The organism is Neptuniibacter sp. QD57_21 (assembly GCF_047778075.1).
GTDB lineage: Bacteria > Pseudomonadota > Gammaproteobacteria > Pseudomonadales > Balneatricaceae > Neptuniibacter.
Genome location: NZ_CP180549.1, coordinates 1,524,396 through 1,543,689, shown reverse-complemented (window position 1 = coordinate 1,543,689; position 19,294 = coordinate 1,524,396). Strand labels below are relative to the sequence as shown.

Below are 19,294 nucleotides of genomic sequence, written 5' to 3'. Positions count from 1 at the left end.
TAAAAGCCTAGCGTTAATCCCCCTTCTTAAATAAATATCAGCAGAAAGAAGTATTTCCTTGTAATTTTTCTTCGAAAAGTCATAAAAAACCTTGTATACTGTCGCGCAATTTTAGGACCTCACTTAGTCGAGTATAGAGATGACAGACTTAACCAAGTACAGAAACATCGGTATTTTCGCGCACGTAGATGCGGGTAAAACCACAACAACAGAACGTATCCTTAAGCTTACTGGTAAGATCCATAAGATGGGTGACGTTCACGATGGCGAAGCTACTACTGACTTCATGGAGCAGGAAGCTGAGCGTGGTATCACAATCCAGTCTGCAGCGACGACTTGTTTCTGGAAAGATCACCGCATGAACATCATCGATACTCCGGGCCACGTTGACTTCACAGTTGAAGTATACCGTTCCCTAAAAGTACTTGATGGTGGTGTAGGTGTATTCTGTGGTTCCGGTGGTGTAGAACCTCAGTCTGAAACTAACTGGCGTTACGCGAACGAGTCTGAAGTAGCTCGTTTGATCTTCGTAAACAAACTAGACCGTCTTGGTGCTGACTTCTACCGCGTTGTAGATCAGGTTAAGAACGTACTAGGCGCTAACCCACTAGTTATGACTCTACCAATCGGCCGTGAAGACAACTTCACAGGTGTTGTAGACGTTCTATCTCAAAAAGCTTACATCTGGGACGATTCTGGCCTTCCAGAGAACTACGAAGTAACTGACATCCCTGCTGACCTAGTAGACGATGCGGCTATGTACCGTGAGCAACTAATCGAAACTGCTCTAGAGCAAGACGAAGACCTAATGATGGAATACCTAGAAGAAGGTACTGAGCCATCAATGGACGACATCAAGCGTTGCATTCGTGAAGGTACTCGTAAGCTAGACTTCTTCCCAACTTTCTGTGGTTCTGCATACAAGAACAAAGGTATCCAGCTTGTTCTAGATGCTGTTGTTGACTACCTACCGAACCCAGTAGAAGTTGACGCTCAGCCACTAACTGACAAAGAAACTGGTGAGCCAACTGGCGAAGTAGCTACAGTAGCTATAGATGAGCCATTCCGTGCACTTGCATTCAAGATCATGGATGACCGTTTCGGCGCTCTAACTTTCGTACGTGTTTACTCTGGTGTTCTTAACAAGGGTGACACAATCCTTAACTCTTACACTGGCAAAACTGAGCGTATCGGCCGTATGGTTGAGATGCACGCTGATGACCGTACTGAGCTAGATTCTGCTCAAGCTGGTGACATCATCGCAATTGTTGGTATGAAGAACGTTCAGACTGGTCACACTCTATGTGATCAGAAGAACCCTTGTACTCTTGAGCCAATGATCTTCCCTGAGCCAGTAATCTCTATTGCTGTAACTCCTAAGGACAAAGGTTCTACTGAGAAAATGGGTATCGCTATCGGTAAGATGGTTGCAGAAGACCCATCTTTCGTAGTTGAAACTGACGAAGATTCTGGTGAAACAATCCTTAAAGGCATGGGTGAACTTCACCTAGACATTAAGGTAGACATCCTTAAGCGTACTTACGGCGTTGAGCTAGAAGTAGGTAAGCCACAGGTTGCATACCGTGAAACGATCACTCAGTCTGTTGAAGACAGCTACACGCACAAGAAGCAGTCTGGTGGTTCTGGTCAGTACGGTAAGATCGATTACCGCATCAAGCCAGGTGAGCCAAACTCTGGCTTTACGTTCACTTCTACAGTAGTAGGCGGTAACGTACCTAAAGAATTCTTCCCAGCGATCGAAAAAGGCTTCGCTGGCATGATGGAACAAGGTGTACTAGCAGGCTTCCCTGTACTAGACGTTGAAATCGAACTATACGACGGTGGCTTCCACGCGGTTGACTCCTCTGCTGTAGCATTCGAAATCGCAGCTAAAGGCGCTTTCCGTCAGTCTATCCCTAAAGCGGGTGCACAACTTCTTGAGCCAATCATGAAAGTTGACGTATTCACTCCAGATGACAACGTTGGTGATGTAATCGGTGACCTTAACCGTCGTCGTGGCATGATCAAAGACCAAGAAGCTGGCGCTACTGGCGTACGCATCAAAGCAGACGTTCCACTATCTGAAATGTTTGGTTACATCGGTCACCTACGTACTATTACTTCTGGTCGCGGTCAGTTCTCTATGGAATTCGAACGCTATGCAGCATGCCCACAGAATGTTGCTGACGAAGTAATCGCTGAAGTAAAAGCTAAAAACGAAGCTAAGTAATCTAATTACTTAACTCGTTGAAAAAGCCCGCTGAGAAATCAGCGGGCTTTTTTGTTTCTGCCATGAACTCCCTCCTTCTTACACACATACTCTTTAAACGAAGTTTGTCCAATTAAACCCTTTCGACTACCCTGAAGCGAACAACTAAACAGAATTTTTTCTATAGGAGAAATAGCGTGAAAACCATGACTTGCAGGCAACTTGGCGGCGGTTGCGATCTTGAGTTTAAAGCCAATACATTTGAAGAGATGTCCGAACTAGCAAAACAACATGGTATGGAGATGTTTCAGCAACAAGATACCGATCACCTAGCAGCTATGCAAAAAGTACAGCTGATGATGTTAGACCCTGAAGCTATGCAGGCTTGGATGAACGAAAAGCGCGAAGAGTTTAATGCTCTGCCAAATGACTAGCCTTGCCTAATATTGGTATTTGCTTTCGATCGCAGCAAAGGTTCCATCTGCCTTCATCTGATCCATCGCTAACCGAACTTTCTCTACAAAACTTGGCGTCACTCTCAACTTAGAAAACAACAGATAAGTTGACCAAGAAAGTACCTCCATTCGCTCACCGTTGTAGAGAACAATATCGATCTGATCTTCCAGCTCTTGCTTTTGGATGTAGTGCATCACTGGCAGCAGATCACCAACAAACATATCTACTCGATCATTCAGCAACTGTTTAACACTTTGTTCAGTTGAATCAGCCAACTCAACTTTATGAAACTTCTCACTGTCTAACGCCTGTCTGAACAGACCGCTTCCGTATAGATAGCCCGCCCTAACAGAGATATCTTTATCTTTAACATTTGAAAAATCAGGCTGAACCTGAAATTGATCAGATTTGCGCTTAAATAGCACATAGCTTTGCTGAATCAAGACACTATCAACGTAGTAACCCCACTTCTGGCGAGGTTCATTTTTTCCCGCATTAAACAGTAAATCACGCTCTCCATGCTCAGTCACATAGACCGCACGCTTCCAAGGGAAAAACTGAAAATCAATTTGCTTTACGCCGACTCGGGTTAGAGCCTCTTTGGCAATGTCTACAGCAAGCCCTTTCGGTTCGCCATTTTCACGATATTCATAGGGAGGATAATGAAGCGTCGTAGCAAAAACTACTTCTGGAATATCATCAGCTATGGCAGCTGAAGAACATAGCGTACAAAAACATAACAACGTTGCTATGTATCGATTCAACTCCATCTAGCACGCCTCGAATTTCTCAAATATCTAAACAGTATTGTGCATATTCCACATAGATCAAATCAGGCAATTTGCTACTGACTTACGTTAAGCTTTAAGCCACCGATCAGAAGAACACTCATAACACCGCATCAAAGAATATCAGTCACTTTCTTCCAAATGCACGTAACTGCTCGACCCGTACTTAAAAATTACTGATTAACTAAGCCACTCCCTTAGCAACTCAAACAGACTTATAAATCCCCCTCCTATTTCTGATACCATTACGCGAAACCATTCTTTAGGGCCGAAAATGAAATTCGTCAATCTTGATCCAGCTGATGCCTTCGCAAAAGCTATTAAGGCAAGCAGCAAAGATAACAAACTGGTGGTATGCGGTACTGAAGAAGATAAATCTTATATTGAAGAGCACCTTCTAGAAAGCTCGCAATCTCCAAAAGATATTATCCGCGCTGCTGCAAATATCAAAGCAGCTACATGGCTCAGCAAACGACGCCAACTGTTAGAATCAGATGAGGAGTTAAACCTCGCAGAAATAACCGGCGAATTTAAAGCTGAATCAAGCGATAAACAGGGCTTTAATCTTGCGACAGACTTTGTCACAGGCGAGGCCGTTGATAATCTTCTAGGCGTCAAAATTAAAACTGATAGCAGTTGGAAGATCCCTGCTCATTTTAAATTTGGTGGCTGGAACGCTTGCCCTGAACCTGAGGTTCACTGCGCGATGTGGAAACACTGGCAGCTTAAGTATGGCGCTAAGATTGTCGGCGTCAGCAACGACGTGATTGAAGCCTATATCACTAAGCCACCACAAACCACCGAAGAAGCAATGGAACTGGCTTGGGAGCAATATCTATATTGTCCGGATATTGTAGATCAAGGCGTTGAAACAGTTTCAAAACTAGCAGAAGTTCTACTTAACCACGACTGCTGGTACTTCTGGTGGGATTAGGTTTAAAGACAGGCCAAGTTCGGTAGAAAACGGCTAAAAGCAGCAAAAGACTGATAGAGAAAGAACTTACAGAGTAAAGCCCCGTTCTGACAGCTAAATGACTGGCCGTCAAAACAGGCTTAGGGTACTGTCCTTACACCTACATACCTAATACCGAGTTAAGGATGACATTAAAATCCAAAGCACTTCTCATAGCTTTCCTGCTAGTAGGTTTGTCGCTCATACCTGTTGGAGACTCCGCCGGTAAACTGCTTGGCATTCAAGGTGTTGATCCACTTTTTATTGCTTGGAGTAGGCTCGCCGTTGGTTTTGCGTTTGTTCTACCCTTCTCTGGATTAACCTTAAAAGAGATAGGCCTGCTATTTAACTGGCGCTTATTAATCCGTGCAGGTTTATTCACCTGCGCTATCTTCAGTATGCTCACAGCGCTGAAAACCGAGCCTATCGCCAATGTCTTTGGTATCTTCTTTATAGGACCAATCGTTTCTTATTTTCTAGCCGGATTAATTCTTAAAGAGACAATTACACCGGCGCGCTCAATCGCTTTGCTTATAGGCTTTGCCGCGGTACTGATGGTAGTAAAACCAGGATTTGATATGGGAACCGGCACACCTTTAGCACTACTAGCAGGTACGTGTTTTGGCTGTATGCTGGTATGCAATCGATGGCTGGCCGGACAATTTAGACCAAGACTCATTCTGGTATCCACTCTCTTAGCAGGCAGTTTAGCCCTAGCGCCTATAGCTGTACCTACCATTCCTACAGAATTAGATACTAATCTAATCACACTAGTATTAGTGAGCTCACTCGCTTCTGCCATTGGCAATCTAATTATCCTGCAAGCCAGCAAACACCTAGAAGCCAGTATTGTTGCGCCGTTCGTTTATTCTCAACTCATTATCGCCACTACACTTGGCGTTGTGTTGTTTGATGAATGGCCAGATATGATCAGTGGTATTGGACTCATCATTATCTTTTCTTCTGGTGTATGCTCTTTTTTCCTATCCAACAAAAAGCCATCTAACTCATAAGAAAATGGCCTTTTAGTTTTTTTGGATAAAAAAAACCACGCTAAAAAGCGTGGCCATTAAGGAAGAGCTGGAGTATCTACTCTGATAGGAAAATAGAACCCCAGTGAGCCCTTCAGGGTTACTCTAGAACTAGAAACTGTCTCCTGGAATGCGTAGATTACCTTCCATAATTACACGGGCACTTCGGCTCATTACCGCTTTCTTAGCAGTCCAATCGCCGTTAACCTCTTCAGCGGCAGCACCGACACGCAATGTGCCAGATGGGTGACCAAAAGTTACCGCTTCACGCTCACCACCACCGGCAGCAAGGTTAACTAAGGTTCCTGGTACAGCTGCAGCTGTTGCAATAGCAACAGAGGCCGTGCCCATCATCGCATGGTGTAACTTGCCCATAGATAATGCACGTACACATACATCAATATCGTTTGCAGAGATCTGCTTACCGCTTGATGCTTCGTAGTCAGTCGCAGGCGCAACAAACGCAATCTTCGGCGTATGCTGACGTGCAACTGCTTCAGAGATATCGCTGATCAAACCCATCTGCACAGCACCGTGTGCACGCATAGTTTCGAAACGCGCCAACTCATCGGCATTACCATTAATATCTTTCTGTAGCTCAGTGCCTTTGTAGCCAATATCTTCAGCATTCACGAAGATAGTCGGGATACCTGCATTGATAAATGTTGCTTTAAAGGTACCAATGCCCGGTACTTCCATATCATCAACCAAGTTACCCGTTGGGAACATCGAACCTTCACCATCAGCAGGGTCCATAAACTCGATCACAACTTCAGCCGCGGGGAAAGTTACACCGTCCAACTCAAAATCACCGGTTTCCTGCACTTCACCATTAGTGATTGGCACGTGAGCAATGATGGTTTTCTTAATATTCTTTTGCCAGATACGAACTGTGCAGATACCGTTTTCAGGAATGCGCTCAGGGTCAACTAGACCGCCACTGATCGCGAAAGCACCTACCGCTGCAGTCAAGTTTCCGCAATTACCCGACCAATCTACGAAAGGCTTGTTGATCGCTACCTGACCGAACAGATAATCCACATCGTGATCTGGTTCTGAACTTTTATCCAGAATAACGGTTTTACTGGTACTGGATGTAGCACCGCCCATACCATCAATCTGCTGACCGTAAGGGTCTGGGCTACCAATCACACGCATTAGTATGTTGTCACGAGCTTCGCCAGGCTCTTGCGCTACTTCTGGCAGATCCTGACGACGAAAGAAAACACCTTTACTGGTTCCACCGCGATAGTAAGTCGCTGGAATTTTTATCTGTGGTACGTGTGACATAAACTTTTCCTACTTGATTCACACAGCTATCTAACGCTGCTCTATCAATTCGAATAAAACGCTTAGTAACAATGGCTGACATGACCTTGTATTCAAGGCCACATGCAGTCTCTACTCTGGCCAGTCATTGTTAGTAAAAGCTTTGCTTCTTTCTGTTTTCGGCAAAATGATGGGCGCTGCTTGCTCGACTTTGAAACCCCAGCCCTACGTGAGCCTGTAGAGCTAGGATTTGCAAACAACGCCTATCGAACTGTTAGCTAATGCTTCCGTCACCCCAGCGCAGGCTGGGGTCTACTTTATCTAGTGTAGATTCCAGCCTTCGCTGGAATGACAATCAAAGGTGCTTATGCATCGCCTTCTAGGAAATCTTTAGCGAAACGCTGTAGAACACCACCCGCGTTGTACACATGTACTTCCGCAGCAGTATCCAAACGACAAGTCACTGGTACTTCTACCTTCTCGCCGTTAGCGCGGTTGATGATCAGAGTTAGATCGCAACGTGGTGAGATATCACCAACGATGTCGAAAGTCTCAGTACCATCAATACCGTATGTGTTACGAGTATCACCCTCTTTGAACTGAACAGGTAGTACACCCATACCAACTAAGTTAGTACGGTGGATACGCTCGAAGCCTTCAGCAACGATCGTTTCAACACCTGCAAGGCGTACACCTTTCGCAGCCCAGTCTCGGGATGAGCCCTGACCGTAGTCAGCACCTGCAACGATGATCAGGTTCTGCTTACGATCCATGTAGGTTTCAATAGCTTCCCACATGCGGCTTTCAGTACCTTCTGGCTCAATACGCGCAAGGGAACCCTGCTTAATCTCACCGTTTTCGTCACGGCACATTTCGTTCAACAGTTTCGGGTTAGCAAACGTTGCACGCTGTGCTGTTAAGTGGTCACCACGGTGAGTTGCGTAAGAGTTAAAGTCTTCTTCTGGAAGACCCATCTTCGCGCAGTATTCACCTGCAGCAGAACTCGCTTGAATCGCATTAGATGGGGACAGGTGGTCAGTTGTGATGTTGTCACCTAGAACCGCCAGCGGACGCATACCTTTCATAGTACGCTCGCCTGCCAGTGCACCTTCCCAGTATGGAGGGCGGCGGATATAAGTAGACATTTTACGCCAGTCGTAAAGCGGGCTTTCTGCGCGCTCAACGTCACCCAGATCGAACATTGGGATGTAGATCTGGTTGAACTGCTCTGGCTTAACTGCCTTAGCTACGATTTCATCGATCTCTTCATCAGATGGCCATAGATCTTTTAGTGTGATCTCTTTGCCATCAACAACAGCCAATACATCATTCTCGATATCGAAACGAACTGTACCTGCGATTGCGTAAGCAACTACTAGCGGTGGCGACGCTAGGAATGCTTGCTTGGCGTGTGGGTGGATACGCCCATCGAAGTTACGGTTACCCGATAGAACAGCTGTTGCATAAAGATCGCGTTCAACGACTTCTTTCTCGATAACAGGGTCTAGCGCGCCGGACATACCGTTACATGTAGTACATGCGTATGCCACGATACCGAAACCTAGTTTCTCAAGTTCTGGTAATAGACCTGCTTCTTCCAAGTAAAGTTTCGCAACTTTAGAACCTGGTGCAAAAGAAGTTTTCACCCAAGGCTTACGCACTAGACCTAGCTCGTTTGCCTTTTTAGCAACTAGACCTGCAGCAACAACGTTGCGCGGGTTAGATGTGTTTGTACAAGATGTGATAGCAGCGATGATTACCGCGCCATCTGGCATTAGGCCTTCTGCTTCTTCAGCTTTTGCTGCAGCCAACATATCTTCACCAGCAATACCACGCTCATTAAGCGCAGTCGTTGGTAGACGACGATGTGGGTTAGAAGGGCCAGCCATGTTACGACCAACAGAAGATAGATCAAACTCAAGTACACGTTCGTATTGAGCTTCAACTAGATCATCAGCCCATAGACCTGTGTGTTTCGCATACTGCTCAACTAGAGCTACTTGCTCTGGTTCACGGCCTGTTAGCTTCAAGTAATCGATAGTCTGCTCATCGATGTAGAACATACCCGCAGACGCACCGTATTCAGGCGTCATATTAGACAGTGTCGCACGGTCACCGATAGACAAGGTAGCAGCACCAGGACCAAAGAATTCTAGGTAAGCAGAAACAACTTTCTCGTTACGTAGGAACTCAGTCATTGCTAGTGCGATATCTGTCGCAGTGATGCCAGGCTGGCGCTCACCAACAATTTTCACACCGACAATGTCCGGTAGACGCATCATAGAAGGCAGACCTAGCATAACAGTTTCTGCTTCTAGACCACCTACACCAATCGCGATTACACCTAGTGCATCAACGTGTGGCGTGTGGGAGTCCGTACCTACACAAGTATCTGGGTAAGCTACACCATCACGGTTTTGGATAACTGGAGACATCTTCTCCAAGTTGATCTGGTGCATGATGCCGTTACCCGCTGGGATTACATCTACGTTATCAAACGCAGTTTTACACCAGTCGATAAAGTGGAAACGGTCATCGTTACGGCGATCTTCAATCGCACGGTTTTTCTCAAATGCATCTGGATCGAAACCTGGCGCTTCAACTGCTAGAGAGTGGTCAACGATAAGCTGAGTCGGTACAACCGGGTTTACCTTAGATGGATCACCACCTTGATCAGCAATCGCGTCACGCAGACCTGCTAGGTCAACCAATGCAGTCTGACCAAGGATGTCATGACATACAACACGCGCTGGGTACCATGGGAAATCCAGTGTACGTTTAGTTTCGATCAATTGTTTTAGAGAGTCGGTCAGCGCAGATGGCTCACAGCGACGTACCAGCTGCTCAGCCAAAACACGAGACGTGTATGGCAGTTTTGCGTAAGCACCTGGTTGGATATCTTCAATTGCTTGGCGGGTATCAAAGAAATCTATAGAGGTACCCGGAAGAGGCTTGCGGTATTCAGTATTCATGGCACAACCTGTCAGGTTCATTCAAGCCAAGAGGGGTTAGCAAAGCTAATCTCTCAGCTTTTTATTAATCAAATCAGGACAGCGATCTGGGTGATAGTTCAAACCGCTGTCTACTGTCGTCTCTTATGGACGATCTTCGATAGCAACCCAATCAGCCGTTTCTGGACCAGTGTAGTCAGCAGAAGGACGGATGATACGGTTGTTAGCGCGCTGCTCCATTACGTGAGCAGTCCAACCTGCCGCACGAGAACATACGAAGATAGGTGTAAATAGCTTCGTAGGGATACCCATGAAGTTGTATGCAGATGCATGGAAGAAGTCTGCGTTACAGAACAACTTCTTCTCGCGCCACATAACTGCTTCAACACGCTCAGAAACTGCGTACAGGTGAGTATCACCAACCTGCTCAGATAGCTTCTTAGACCACTCTTTGATGATCGCGTTACGTGGGTCAGACTCGCGGTAGATCGCGTGACCGAAGCCCATGATCTTGTCTTTACGCGCCAACATACCCATGATCGCTTCTTCAGCTTCATCCGCAGATTTCCACTGCTCAACCATATCCATTGCCGCTTCATTAGCACCGCCGTGAAGAGGACCACGAAGGGAACCAATTGCAGCAGTCACACAGCTATGAATATCAGATAGCGTTGATGCACATACACGCGCAGTGAATGTAGACGCGTTGAATTCGTGCTCAGCGTAAAGGATCAAAGACGCGTGCATTACTTCAACGTGTAGCGGCTCAGGCTTCTCGTTGTGAAGTGTCCATAGGAACTGCTCAGCAATAGAATCTGCATCAGTTTCAACGTTTACACGTACGCCGTTGTGGCTGAAGTTGTACCAGTAGTTGATCATGCCAGGGAAGACTGCAAGCATGCGATCGATGTGATCGTGCTGCTCAGAGAAATCTTTCTCTTCTTCTAAGTTACCCAACATAGAGCAACCTGTACGCATCACGTCCATTGGGTGCGCTTCAGCAGGAATCTGTTCTAGAACTGTTTTTAGTGCTTCTGGCAGAGCACGCATACCTTTTAGCTTAGCTTTGTATGCATCTAGCTCAGCCTGATTTGGCAGTTTTCCGTAAAGTAGAAGATAAGCAACTTCTTCAAACTGCGCTTTATCAGATAGTTCTTTGATATCGTAACCACGGTAAGTCAGACCTGAACCTGTTTTACCTACAGTACATAATGCCGTTTCACCTGCAGACTGACCACGTAGACCAGCACCACCCAGTTTTTTGTCGACCATGATTATGCTCCTGTTTCCTATCTATGCGGGTTCTGCGACCCGCTTGCTAAAATCAATTAAGTAAGGCGTAAAATAAAAATAGCGCTTACTTGTTCTTACCTTCTGCGAACAATGCATCCAACTTCTGCTCGAAGTCGTGATAATTCAAGAAATCGTAAAGTTCCATACGTGTTTGCATGGTGTCGACAACCGCTTTTTGATCACCATCTTTTAGAAGGTGCTCGTATACATTAAGGGCTGCCTTGTTAGCTGCGCGGAATGCAGACAGTGGGTATAGCACCATGCTTGCACCGTGTTCAGCCAATTCATCTTTGTTGAATAGTGGCGTAGCACCAAACTCAGTGATGTTAGCCAATAGATGCGCTCCATTGATGCCATCAGAAAACGCTTTGTAATCATCTAGCGTGTGCACTGCTTCTGCGAAGATGCCATCTGCACCGGCTTCTAAACATGCTTGTGCGCGCTCAACTGCAGCATTCAAACCTTCCATCTGGAAAGCATCTGTACGCGCTACAACAAAGAAGTCATCATCAGTTTTGGCATCAACCGCTGCTTTAACGCGATCAACCATCTCTTCAAGCGTAACAATCTCTTTGTTTGGACGGTGACCACAACGCTTTTGTGCTACCTGATCTTCAATGTGAACTGCAGCTGCACCTGCTTTGATCATCTCTTTAACTGTGCGTGCAATGTTAAAAGCACCACCCCATCCCGTATCAATATCAACCATCAGCGGCGTTTCTACTGCGCTGGTAATACGGCTTACATCTGCTAGAACATCATTCATTGATGTCATGCCTAGGTCTGGCAAACCGTATGAGTGGTTAGCGACACCACCACCAGATAAGTAAATTGCTTTATGACCTACACGCTCAGCCATCATGGCGTGATATGCGTTAGTCGTACCTACAATCTGAAGTGGGTTTGTTTCAGCTAGTGCTTTACGAAAACGAGCACCGGCAGACAGGTTATTGGACATGTTCTTCCCCTCTGGTTTCGGTCGCTGCGTTCAGTTTCTCTTCCACGTTTCGGCGTGCTGCACCTATATGTCGGCGCATGAGCATTTCAGCCAATTCCGGATCACGAGATTCAATCGCGTCTACAATCTGGCGGTGCTCTTTAAGTGCACGTTTTGGTCGTGAACTAGAGACACTGAACTGGTATCTGTACATTCGTACTAAGTGATATAGATCCCCGCCTAAAAATTCGAGCAGCTTCTCATTTTTGCTGCCGTGAACAATGCGGTAGTGAAAATCTAGATCACCCTCTTTTTGGAAATACGATCGGCCCTCTAGCTGTTCGACACTCTGTTCATGCTCATCTAATAGAGCACGCAGGCTATCGATTTCGTCTTGAGGCATATTCTCTGCCGCTAAGCGGCAGGCCATACCTTCAAGTGCTTCGCGGACACGATATATTTCAATAAGTTCTTTTGCCGACAGATTAACAACCCGCGCACCAACATGAGGCTTACGTTCAACCAACCTCAGCGCTTCCAAACGACGCATCGCTTCTCGCAATGGCCCACGGCTAATGCCGTATGTTTTGGCAAGCTCAGGCTCGCTGATCTTCTGACCGGGAGGAATATCCCCCACCACAATCGCAGTTACAATTTGTTCGCAAACGCGATCGGCCAATGTGCGCGTTTCTTGTTGAAACGCTTTATTGTCTGTTTTATCAGTCATAACAACCCTTGATTGAAGATTGTCGACAATCTTGAACTGAGACCAAGATACTCCTGCTAAATTGAGCCGTCAACTCGAAATAGCGAAAAGATTGTCAACACAATACAAAAGTTTAAGGGTTTTACCTTATCACTTCGTAATTATTTGTTAGTTATATAACGCTGTAACTCATCATTCATCACTCGCGCGATCTGGCGCGGCTTTTGAAACGGTAACGAATGATCAGTTCCAGCCATCAAAAAGTAGTGCCAATTGGGCAGACGCTCCGCCAGCTCTCGCTGGTACTGGTGCATAAGATCGACACTGTTACCGCCTATAAAGCTGGTAACATCACCTTGCGCCGCCACTAATTCTTCTCTATCTATCTGCTTAACTGCCTGTGTTACGCAGTCCAAAGCATTAGCAAAACCTTCCGGTCGTGCCCCTAATCTGCTGACAGTTAACTTTTCCACTTGCGGTGAAACCTTACGATTAGGCGAAATCGCATCTAAAAAGTTAACAATGCCCTTCTCTACCTGCACAGAACCTCTGAGATTCAACGCCGCTTCCGAGAATTGATTACGTAGCTCGATGGTGGTTTCCCAGCAAGGACGATCTAGCACCGCTGATTCCAATAGATACTGCTTACCAACACGATCAGAGTGCTGCTGTTTAAACAGCAGCGAGATTAAGCCACCTAGGGAATAACCTGCTAAATCAAACTGCCACCAGCCTAGGTGATCAACTAAGGCATTTAAGTCTGCAACCAGCTCCTGCGCTGCAAAGGGGTGCTCTTTCTTATCGGGGAAATAGGTATCGCCCATACCTCTCTGGTCAGGCACTAACACCTCAGACCATTGAGTTAAAAATGCAGTGATATGCTCCCAAGTATCAACCCCAGCAACACCTGCGCCATGCAGTAAGACCAGCCTTCTGGAAGGCTTAATTTCAGGATTTCGATAGATTCGAAAAACAATATGTTGATCAGGCAAAGTAAGGCTTTGCTTATCAACACTAAAAGGATGCTTCATGTAGCAACAATACTCTTAATGCTTTAATAGATTTAATCTCATTCTAGCTGAACAGAGTAACCAAACCAGCATTTTGTCGACAATCTTTGGTATGAACGAAAAACAAACAACGATTTTTAAAGGTTTTCAGTTGTTTTCACTTATTTCGTTGCGACAAAGCCTTTCACATAGACAGTTCCAATGGGGTTACATACAATTCACACACTTCATTCAATAACTAAGAATTAAGCCAGTTCATTGATCACCCAACGTTCTGTTCCGTATTTAACTAACAGTGAAATTTACTTTGAGCGCCTTCGCCCTCTAGGTAATACTGTATTTCTTGATAGTGGTCGCCCTAACTGTCCATGGGGACGGTTCGACATCATCGCGGCTGCACCGGTTGAAACCTTGAGCATGAATGCAGATCAACCTGCATTTGATGCACTACAAGATCTGTACAACCGCTATCAAAACCCGCAAGCAGAACAAGCAGATCTGCCTTTCCAAGGCGGTATCATCGGCCACTTCGCTTATGATCTGGGTCGATCCGTTGAGGCTATGCCGGTGAAGGCAGAAGATTTTGCATCCCTACCCGACATGCAAGTAGGCATGTACCTATGGGGTTTAGTGGTTGATCATCATAAAGAGCAAGCTTACCTCGTTGCCGATCATCGCGTATCTAAAGAGCAACTCGACCAGATCGAACTGCAACTGACTCGAGCAACAACCTCGCCAAACACTGATTTCCAGCTTGATAAAGCCTTTAGCGCCAATATCACTGAAGAGGAATATCAGCAGAAACTTGAGCTAATCGACAACTACATCCATGCGGGCGACTGTTATCAGGTTAACTTTGCTCAACGCTTTGATAGCAGCTATCAAGGCGACAGCTGGGAAGCTTATAAAAAGCTAAGAACCCATGCGCCAACACCTTACTCTGCTTATATTGATCTGGGTGAACAGCAGATTCTGTCTTTATCCCCTGAACAGTTCTTAGAAACGAAAGATGGCATAGTCACGACTAAACCGATTAAAGGTACGCGACCACGCTCATCTGATGCGACAGAAGATCAACGCCTTAAACAGGAACTTAGCGATTCACTTAAAGATCGCGCCGAGAACCTGATGATCGTCGATCTGATGCGCAACGATCTTAGTAAGGTCTGTCAGCATAACTCTGTAAAAGTACCTAAGCTCTTCAACATTGAGAGCTACGCCAATGTGCATCACAAAGTCAGCACAGTCACTGGCTACTTAAGTTCCGATTACTCGCCGATTGCTCTACTAAAACATTGCTTCCCTGGTGGCTCTATTACCGGCGCTCCAAAGATAAGAGCAATGGAGATTATCGAGGAACTAGAACCGCATCGTCGTTCTATATACTGCGGGTCTATCGGCTATATCAGCCTATGCGGTCGAATGGACACCAGCATTACTATTCGTACTTTGCTATGCGAAAACAATCAGATTTTCTGCTGGGCGGGTGGCGGGATTGTCGCAGACTCTGTTTCGTCCATGGAGTATCAAGAAACCTTCGACAAAGTGAATAACTTGCTGCAATGCTTGGAAGCGACTATTCCTAACTAGAAGGAGTATATCTATGGCTAAAAATAAGACGCTCAGCAAAGAAAGTGCCCTAGCCATTCTGGATAAAGTGGCTTTGTTCGACGATATGAACCGCAAGGACAAACAGCTGCTTGCTCAGTTCCACTGGTACTTTGTTGCTTATAACACCGGCGACTACCTCACCGATGAAGACTCTTTAGATAAACGCTTTTTTGTTCTGCTTAGCGGCGGTGTAAATGTGCTAAAAGGAACATCTCAGCAGCTTCTTACCCAGCTCTCTCCAGGCGAGATTATCGGCGAGATATCCTTCCTAACAAATGAGCCACGTACCGCCAGTGTCATTGCCAATACAGAGAGCACCGCGCTCGTAATCGACCAAGAATTGCTGGATGAGCTTCCGATAGAAACTAGAGAGAAACTCAAGGATCAATTGATCCTAAAAATGGCTCTACGTTTAAATCGAATGAACAATCGATTCGCACTGAGTCAGACTTAGCTAAATTTAGCCAACAGATCCCAATAGATTGCCTATACTTGAACTGTCGTGTTCCAAAAGGAATTACTATGCAGCAAAACAGGCTATTTTCCATCACATTATTGATGCTCTTTCTGGCTAGCCCTAATGCTGCTGTAGCCGATAAACACCCATCAAAAATCTCAGCTAATGAAAAGCCTATCATTGTATGGGCCAGAACCGATTTTGCTCCCGTATTCATCCTAAAAGGCAAATACAGCAATCAAGGTATCGGCGATGAAGCAATCAAATTATTTAAGCGAAAGTTAAAACATTATCGTCATATCAGTACCGATATGAGCCTAAAGCGCGCAATGCAGTTAGCTAAAGAGGGACAGATGATCTGCCATGTATCTTTAGTTAATTCGAAAGAAAGACAAAAATTTATGGATTTTAGTCAGCCATTAATGCGTTTATATGCAAATGGCTTAGTCACCACAAAAGGAAGCCTGCATAAATTTGGCGTCAGTGCAGACAAAATTAACCCTGTTAATCTTAAAACTTTAACCAAAAAGCCCCTTTCTATTAGTATTCATGATGCAAGAGCCTACTCTGCATACATCGACGAAGTCATTCAAAAGAATAAAACTAAGCCCAATAGCATCTTCAAAGTTAAAACAGGCCAAAAAGATCAGGAAAGGCTTATTCAGATGGTGGAGAACCATCGATTAGACGCAATGATCGGTAGACCTGAAGAAGCGCAGTTCAGCAAGCTACAACACAATATCAAAGCAGATCTGTATTTTGTTCCGCTTGAAGGACAACCTGTCACCAGTATGGGTCATGTAGGCTGTGCAAAAGGTGACTGGAATAAAGCGCTGATAAACACACTCAATCAGATGATCGAGAAAGATGAAGAGCTAAAAGCAACCATCTATGAGTCCTACCAAAAATGGCTACCTTCACAGCTCAGGACTACCCGCGAAGCATTTAACTACCCGCTAGTTCCTCAGCCGTAGCAAGATCATTTTCAGCAATAAGATCGCTCATGGAATGAAGCATCAAATCAGCACTGGATGGGAACACATCCTCCAGCTTGAAAGAGATCCTTTCAAACATATCCTGTAGATCCAAAAACGCATCCACAACCGCAGGATCAAAATGGCTACCGCGACCGGAAACAATAACATTAGTCACGCGTTCATGATCCACAGCACTTTTATAAGGCCTGCGTGAGATCATCGCATCATAAACATCAGCCACGGCCATCAAACGTGCAATCAATGGGATGTTTTCACCTTTCAAGCCTTGCGGATAGCCTTCTCCATCCCAGCGCTCGTGATGACTTAAAGTCACTTGCTGAGCCAGCTCCAAAAACTTAACCGCTTTGCCGCTGGATGAACTATCCAGCAATTGTTGCGCAGACGTCACCGCTTGATAGCCTAAAACAGTATGCGTTTTCATCACGCGGTACTCTTCGGCAGTTAACTCACCCGGTTTCTGAAGGATATGATCTGGAATTCCCACTTTACCAATATCGTGCAGAGCTGAAGTCTTGTAGTACAGTTCAATCGTCTCAGCATCCAGCTCGTCATGATAAGCAGGATTCTTATAAAGGTGCTCAGCTAATGCTTTTACATAGTGCTGAGTTCTAAGAATATGGTTCCCGGTAGAATGGTCACGGATTCGAGCAATAGTCGCCAAACATAAGATTGCCGCATCTTGAACGGCTAATAGCTCTGTTACATCAACCTGATCACCTGAAGATTCAGTACCCGCAGACGCCCCGGTCACAGAACGAGAAGTAAAGTTCTGCTTGAGTTTAGCCAAGCTGATATAAGTTTTGCACTTGGCATTTACAACCGATGGAAAAAACGGCGGTCTTAGATAATCAGAACAGCCTACTTCGATCGCAAACTCACGGTAATCTTCCTCCGCATTGTTCCAAACTAAAATGACCGGAACATGCAGATGCTCATACTGCTGGATAGCCGTAACTAATTCAGATTCGTCATACTGACCAACAAGGTCATGATCAAGTAACACTAGATCACTATCTACACATACCTCTCTCAAGCAAGAAGAAATTTCCAGTTGATAGTCCTCAGCCAAAATACCAACCAATTGGTCGGATAGTAGAGAATTAGCACTGATAATCTTTGCCAGAGGCATAGGGTAAATACCTTAAATAAGAGGAAGAATAAATCCGGCGCTTAAACGACGACGGGAAATATATTAACAAAAACTAATAAGAAAGGCTTGGGGAGAATGCCTAATCCACCACCCAATATAAGGTTTTTTGAGTGGTAGATTAAGGAAAAGAGAACTTACAGGCTTAGATCGCGGTTACTTGCCTTGATAAATTCTTTCTTCAGATCTTCGTACGTATGTACTGCTGGGAACTGAGGGAACTCAGCAATTACATTATCAGGTGCGTGGAACAAGATACCCGCTTCTGCTTGCTTAAGCATAGTTGTATCGTTGTAAGAATCGCCCGCAGAGATAACACGGTAGTTCAACAGCTGGAATGCACGAACAGACTGACGCTTAGGATCTTTCTGACGCAAAGTGTAGTCAGTGATACGGCCATCTTCATCTACTTCTAGCTTGTGGCAAAGAAGTGTTGGGAAGCCAAGCTGACGCATTAGCGGCTGAGAGAATTCGTAGAACGTATCAGATAGGATCACAACCTGAAAACGCTCACGCAACCAGTTAACAAACTCAACTGCACCTTCTAGAGGCTCAAGCTTGCTGATAGTTTCTTGAATCTGCGGAAGCTTTAGACCGTGCTCATCAAGAATGCGAAGACGCTGCTGCATTAGCTCGTCGTAACAAGGAATATCACGAGTCGTCGCTTTTAATTCTTCAATACCAGTTTCTTCAGCAAAAGCGATCCAGATTTCTGGGATCAATACCCCTTCAAGGTCAAGACATGCGAGTTCCACGTGTAACTCCTAAATTGTATTTTGGTGTGCTTATTATGTTTGCCTAAGCAATATTCTGGGCGCCAATTTACCCGCAATAGCCCTACCATGCAAGGCGCTATTAGGCCTAAAAACTCATACCCCAATGGGATTCACTACAAACACGCAGACAAAAGAAAACCCGCACTCGGCGGGTTCTCTAAACAAAAAAGCCACTCAATGGTGAGTGGCTTTTTAAAAATCTTGATCAGATATCTTTCGGCTGAACAGGAATTGCGCGTTTCATACCTGTTAGCACGTTGCGCTGATGAAGTTCTTCATCAGTTGCGCCTACGCCGCCATCTGACTTCGCATTTTCAAAGTAGCAAAGTGTTGGCTGGTGTTCGTCAACTTCTTTGTCGTCCAATTGAACGTAAGAAGCGATGATCAGTAGATCACCTTTACTTGCTTTATGCGCCGCCGCACCATTTACAGAGATAATACCGCTGTTCTCTTCTGCACGGATTGCATAAGTGGTAAAACGCTCACCATTATTGATGTTGTAGATGTGAATTAATTCGTATTCACGAATGCCTGACTTATCAAGCAGTACACCATCAATTGCACATGAACCTTCATAGTGAAGCTCAGCGTGAGTTACTGTTACACGGTGTAGCTTGCACTTTAAGAATGTCTGCAGCATAGACTAAATCCTGCGTTTGCTCATCTTAACCAGGGTTAAACCCGGTTGCCCCCTTTCGCTACT

General features: G+C 45.3%; 17 protein-coding genes. 7 read left to right on the top strand and 10 right to left on the bottom strand.

Translation table 11 applies throughout. The features are described 5' to 3' along the window. Positions 1–139 precede the first annotated feature (139 nt). On the top strand, positions 140–2,230 hold the full coding sequence (gene fusA / locus ACMXYS_RS06830) for an elongation factor G (RefSeq protein ID WP_415881519.1): 2,091 nt from the start codon (positions 140–142) through the stop codon (positions 2,228–2,230). A gap of 185 nt (positions 2,231–2,415) precedes the next feature. Next, the gene (locus tag ACMXYS_RS06825; RefSeq protein WP_415884661.1) at positions 2,416–2,643 is read left to right on the top strand and encodes a DUF1059 domain-containing protein; all 228 of its coding nucleotides are present in this window, start codon (positions 2,416–2,418) and stop codon (positions 2,641–2,643) included. A 6-nt stretch (positions 2,644–2,649) separates the two neighbouring features. Here ACMXYS_RS06825 and ACMXYS_RS06820 read toward each other — a convergent pair whose 3' ends face one another. After that, a complete protein-coding gene (locus tag ACMXYS_RS06820) occupies positions 2,650–3,435 on the bottom strand; it encodes a substrate-binding periplasmic protein (protein ID WP_415881520.1) in 786 nt (261 codons plus the stop codon). Between the two features lie 292 nt (positions 3,436–3,727). On the opposite strand from ACMXYS_RS06820, the gene ACMXYS_RS06815 reads away from it, so the two are divergent. Further along, positions 3,728–4,387, top strand: coding sequence for a DUF4253 domain-containing protein (locus ACMXYS_RS06815; protein ID WP_415881521.1), 660 nt, complete (start codon positions 3,728–3,730; stop codon positions 4,385–4,387). A gap of 164 nt (positions 4,388–4,551) precedes the next feature. After that, the gene (locus ACMXYS_RS06810; RefSeq protein WP_415881522.1) at positions 4,552–5,418 is read left to right on the top strand and encodes a DMT family transporter; all 867 of its coding nucleotides are present in this window, start codon (positions 4,552–4,554) and stop codon (positions 5,416–5,418) included. 129 nt (positions 5,419–5,547) lie between these two features. Here ACMXYS_RS06810 and prpF read toward each other — a convergent pair whose 3' ends face one another. The 6 genes from prpF to ACMXYS_RS06780 all read right to left on the bottom strand — a co-directional run bounded on the left by prpF (position 5,548) and on the right by ACMXYS_RS06780 (position 13,623). Continuing rightward, complete coding sequence (prpF, locus tag ACMXYS_RS06805; RefSeq protein WP_415881523.1) at positions 5,548–6,726, bottom strand: 2-methylaconitate cis-trans isomerase PrpF; 1,179 nt, start codon at positions 6,724–6,726, stop codon at positions 5,548–5,550. Positions 6,727–7,070: 344 nt separating this feature from the next. Then, positions 7,071–9,677 (bottom strand): Fe/S-dependent 2-methylisocitrate dehydratase AcnD, encoded by a 2,607-nt coding sequence (gene acnD, locus ACMXYS_RS06800; RefSeq protein ID WP_415881524.1) that lies wholly within the window; start codon positions 9,675–9,677, stop codon positions 7,071–7,073. 123 nt (positions 9,678–9,800) lie between these two features. Continuing rightward, positions 9,801–10,928, bottom strand: coding sequence for a 2-methylcitrate synthase (gene prpC / locus ACMXYS_RS06795; protein ID WP_415896018.1), 1,128 nt, complete (start codon positions 10,926–10,928; stop codon positions 9,801–9,803). Positions 10,929–11,013: 85 nt separating this feature from the next. Continuing rightward, complete coding sequence (gene prpB / locus ACMXYS_RS06790; protein ID WP_415887839.1) at positions 11,014–11,907, bottom strand: methylisocitrate lyase; 894 nt, start codon at positions 11,905–11,907, stop codon at positions 11,014–11,016. Then, the gene (locus ACMXYS_RS06785; RefSeq protein ID WP_415881527.1) at positions 11,897–12,613 is read right to left on the bottom strand and encodes a GntR family transcriptional regulator; all 717 of its coding nucleotides are present in this window, start codon (positions 12,611–12,613) and stop codon (positions 11,897–11,899) included. Before ACMXYS_RS06785 ends, prpB begins: the two co-directional genes overlap by 11 nt. A gap of 140 nt (positions 12,614–12,753) precedes the next feature. Next, a complete protein-coding gene (locus ACMXYS_RS06780) occupies positions 12,754–13,623 on the bottom strand; it encodes an alpha/beta fold hydrolase (RefSeq protein ID WP_415898027.1) in 870 nt (289 codons plus the stop codon). 237 nt (positions 13,624–13,860) lie between these two features. Here ACMXYS_RS06780 and pabB point away from each other — a divergent pair, with 237 nt between their 5' ends. The 3 genes from pabB to ACMXYS_RS06765 all read left to right on the top strand — a co-directional run bounded on the left by pabB (position 13,861) and on the right by ACMXYS_RS06765 (position 16,644). Further along, complete coding sequence (gene pabB / locus ACMXYS_RS06775) at positions 13,861–15,192, top strand: aminodeoxychorismate synthase component I (RefSeq protein ID WP_415898026.1); 1,332 nt, start codon at positions 13,861–13,863, stop codon at positions 15,190–15,192. A 13-nt stretch (positions 15,193–15,205) separates the two neighbouring features. Beyond that, a complete protein-coding gene (locus ACMXYS_RS06770; RefSeq protein WP_415881530.1) occupies positions 15,206–15,667 on the top strand; it encodes a cyclic nucleotide-binding domain-containing protein in 462 nt (153 codons plus the stop codon). Between the two features lie 68 nt (positions 15,668–15,735). Continuing rightward, positions 15,736–16,644 carry a TIGR02285 family protein gene (locus ACMXYS_RS06765; RefSeq protein ID WP_415898025.1) on the top strand — a complete coding sequence of 303 codons (909 nt, stop codon included), beginning with the start codon at positions 15,736–15,738 and terminating at the stop codon, positions 16,642–16,644. On the opposite strand, the gene ACMXYS_RS06760 is transcribed toward ACMXYS_RS06765, so the two are convergent. From ACMXYS_RS06760 to panD, 3 genes are all read right to left on the bottom strand, one after another. Next, a complete protein-coding gene (locus ACMXYS_RS06760) occupies positions 16,616–17,797 on the bottom strand; it encodes an HD domain-containing phosphohydrolase (RefSeq protein WP_415898024.1) in 1,182 nt (393 codons plus the stop codon). The genes ACMXYS_RS06765 and ACMXYS_RS06760 overlap by 29 nt on opposite strands. Positions 17,798–17,952: 155 nt before the next feature. After that, positions 17,953–18,570: a bifunctional phosphoserine phosphatase/homoserine phosphotransferase ThrH gene (gene thrH, locus ACMXYS_RS06755; RefSeq protein WP_415887833.1), complete on the bottom strand. Its 618-nt coding sequence runs from the start codon at positions 18,568–18,570 to the stop codon at positions 17,953–17,955. Between the two features lie 226 nt (positions 18,571–18,796). Beyond that, positions 18,797–19,231, bottom strand: a complete 435-nt coding sequence (panD, locus tag ACMXYS_RS06750) for an aspartate 1-decarboxylase (protein WP_415881534.1) — start codon at positions 19,229–19,231, stop codon at positions 18,797–18,799. Between the last annotated feature and the right edge of the window lie 63 nt (positions 19,232–19,294).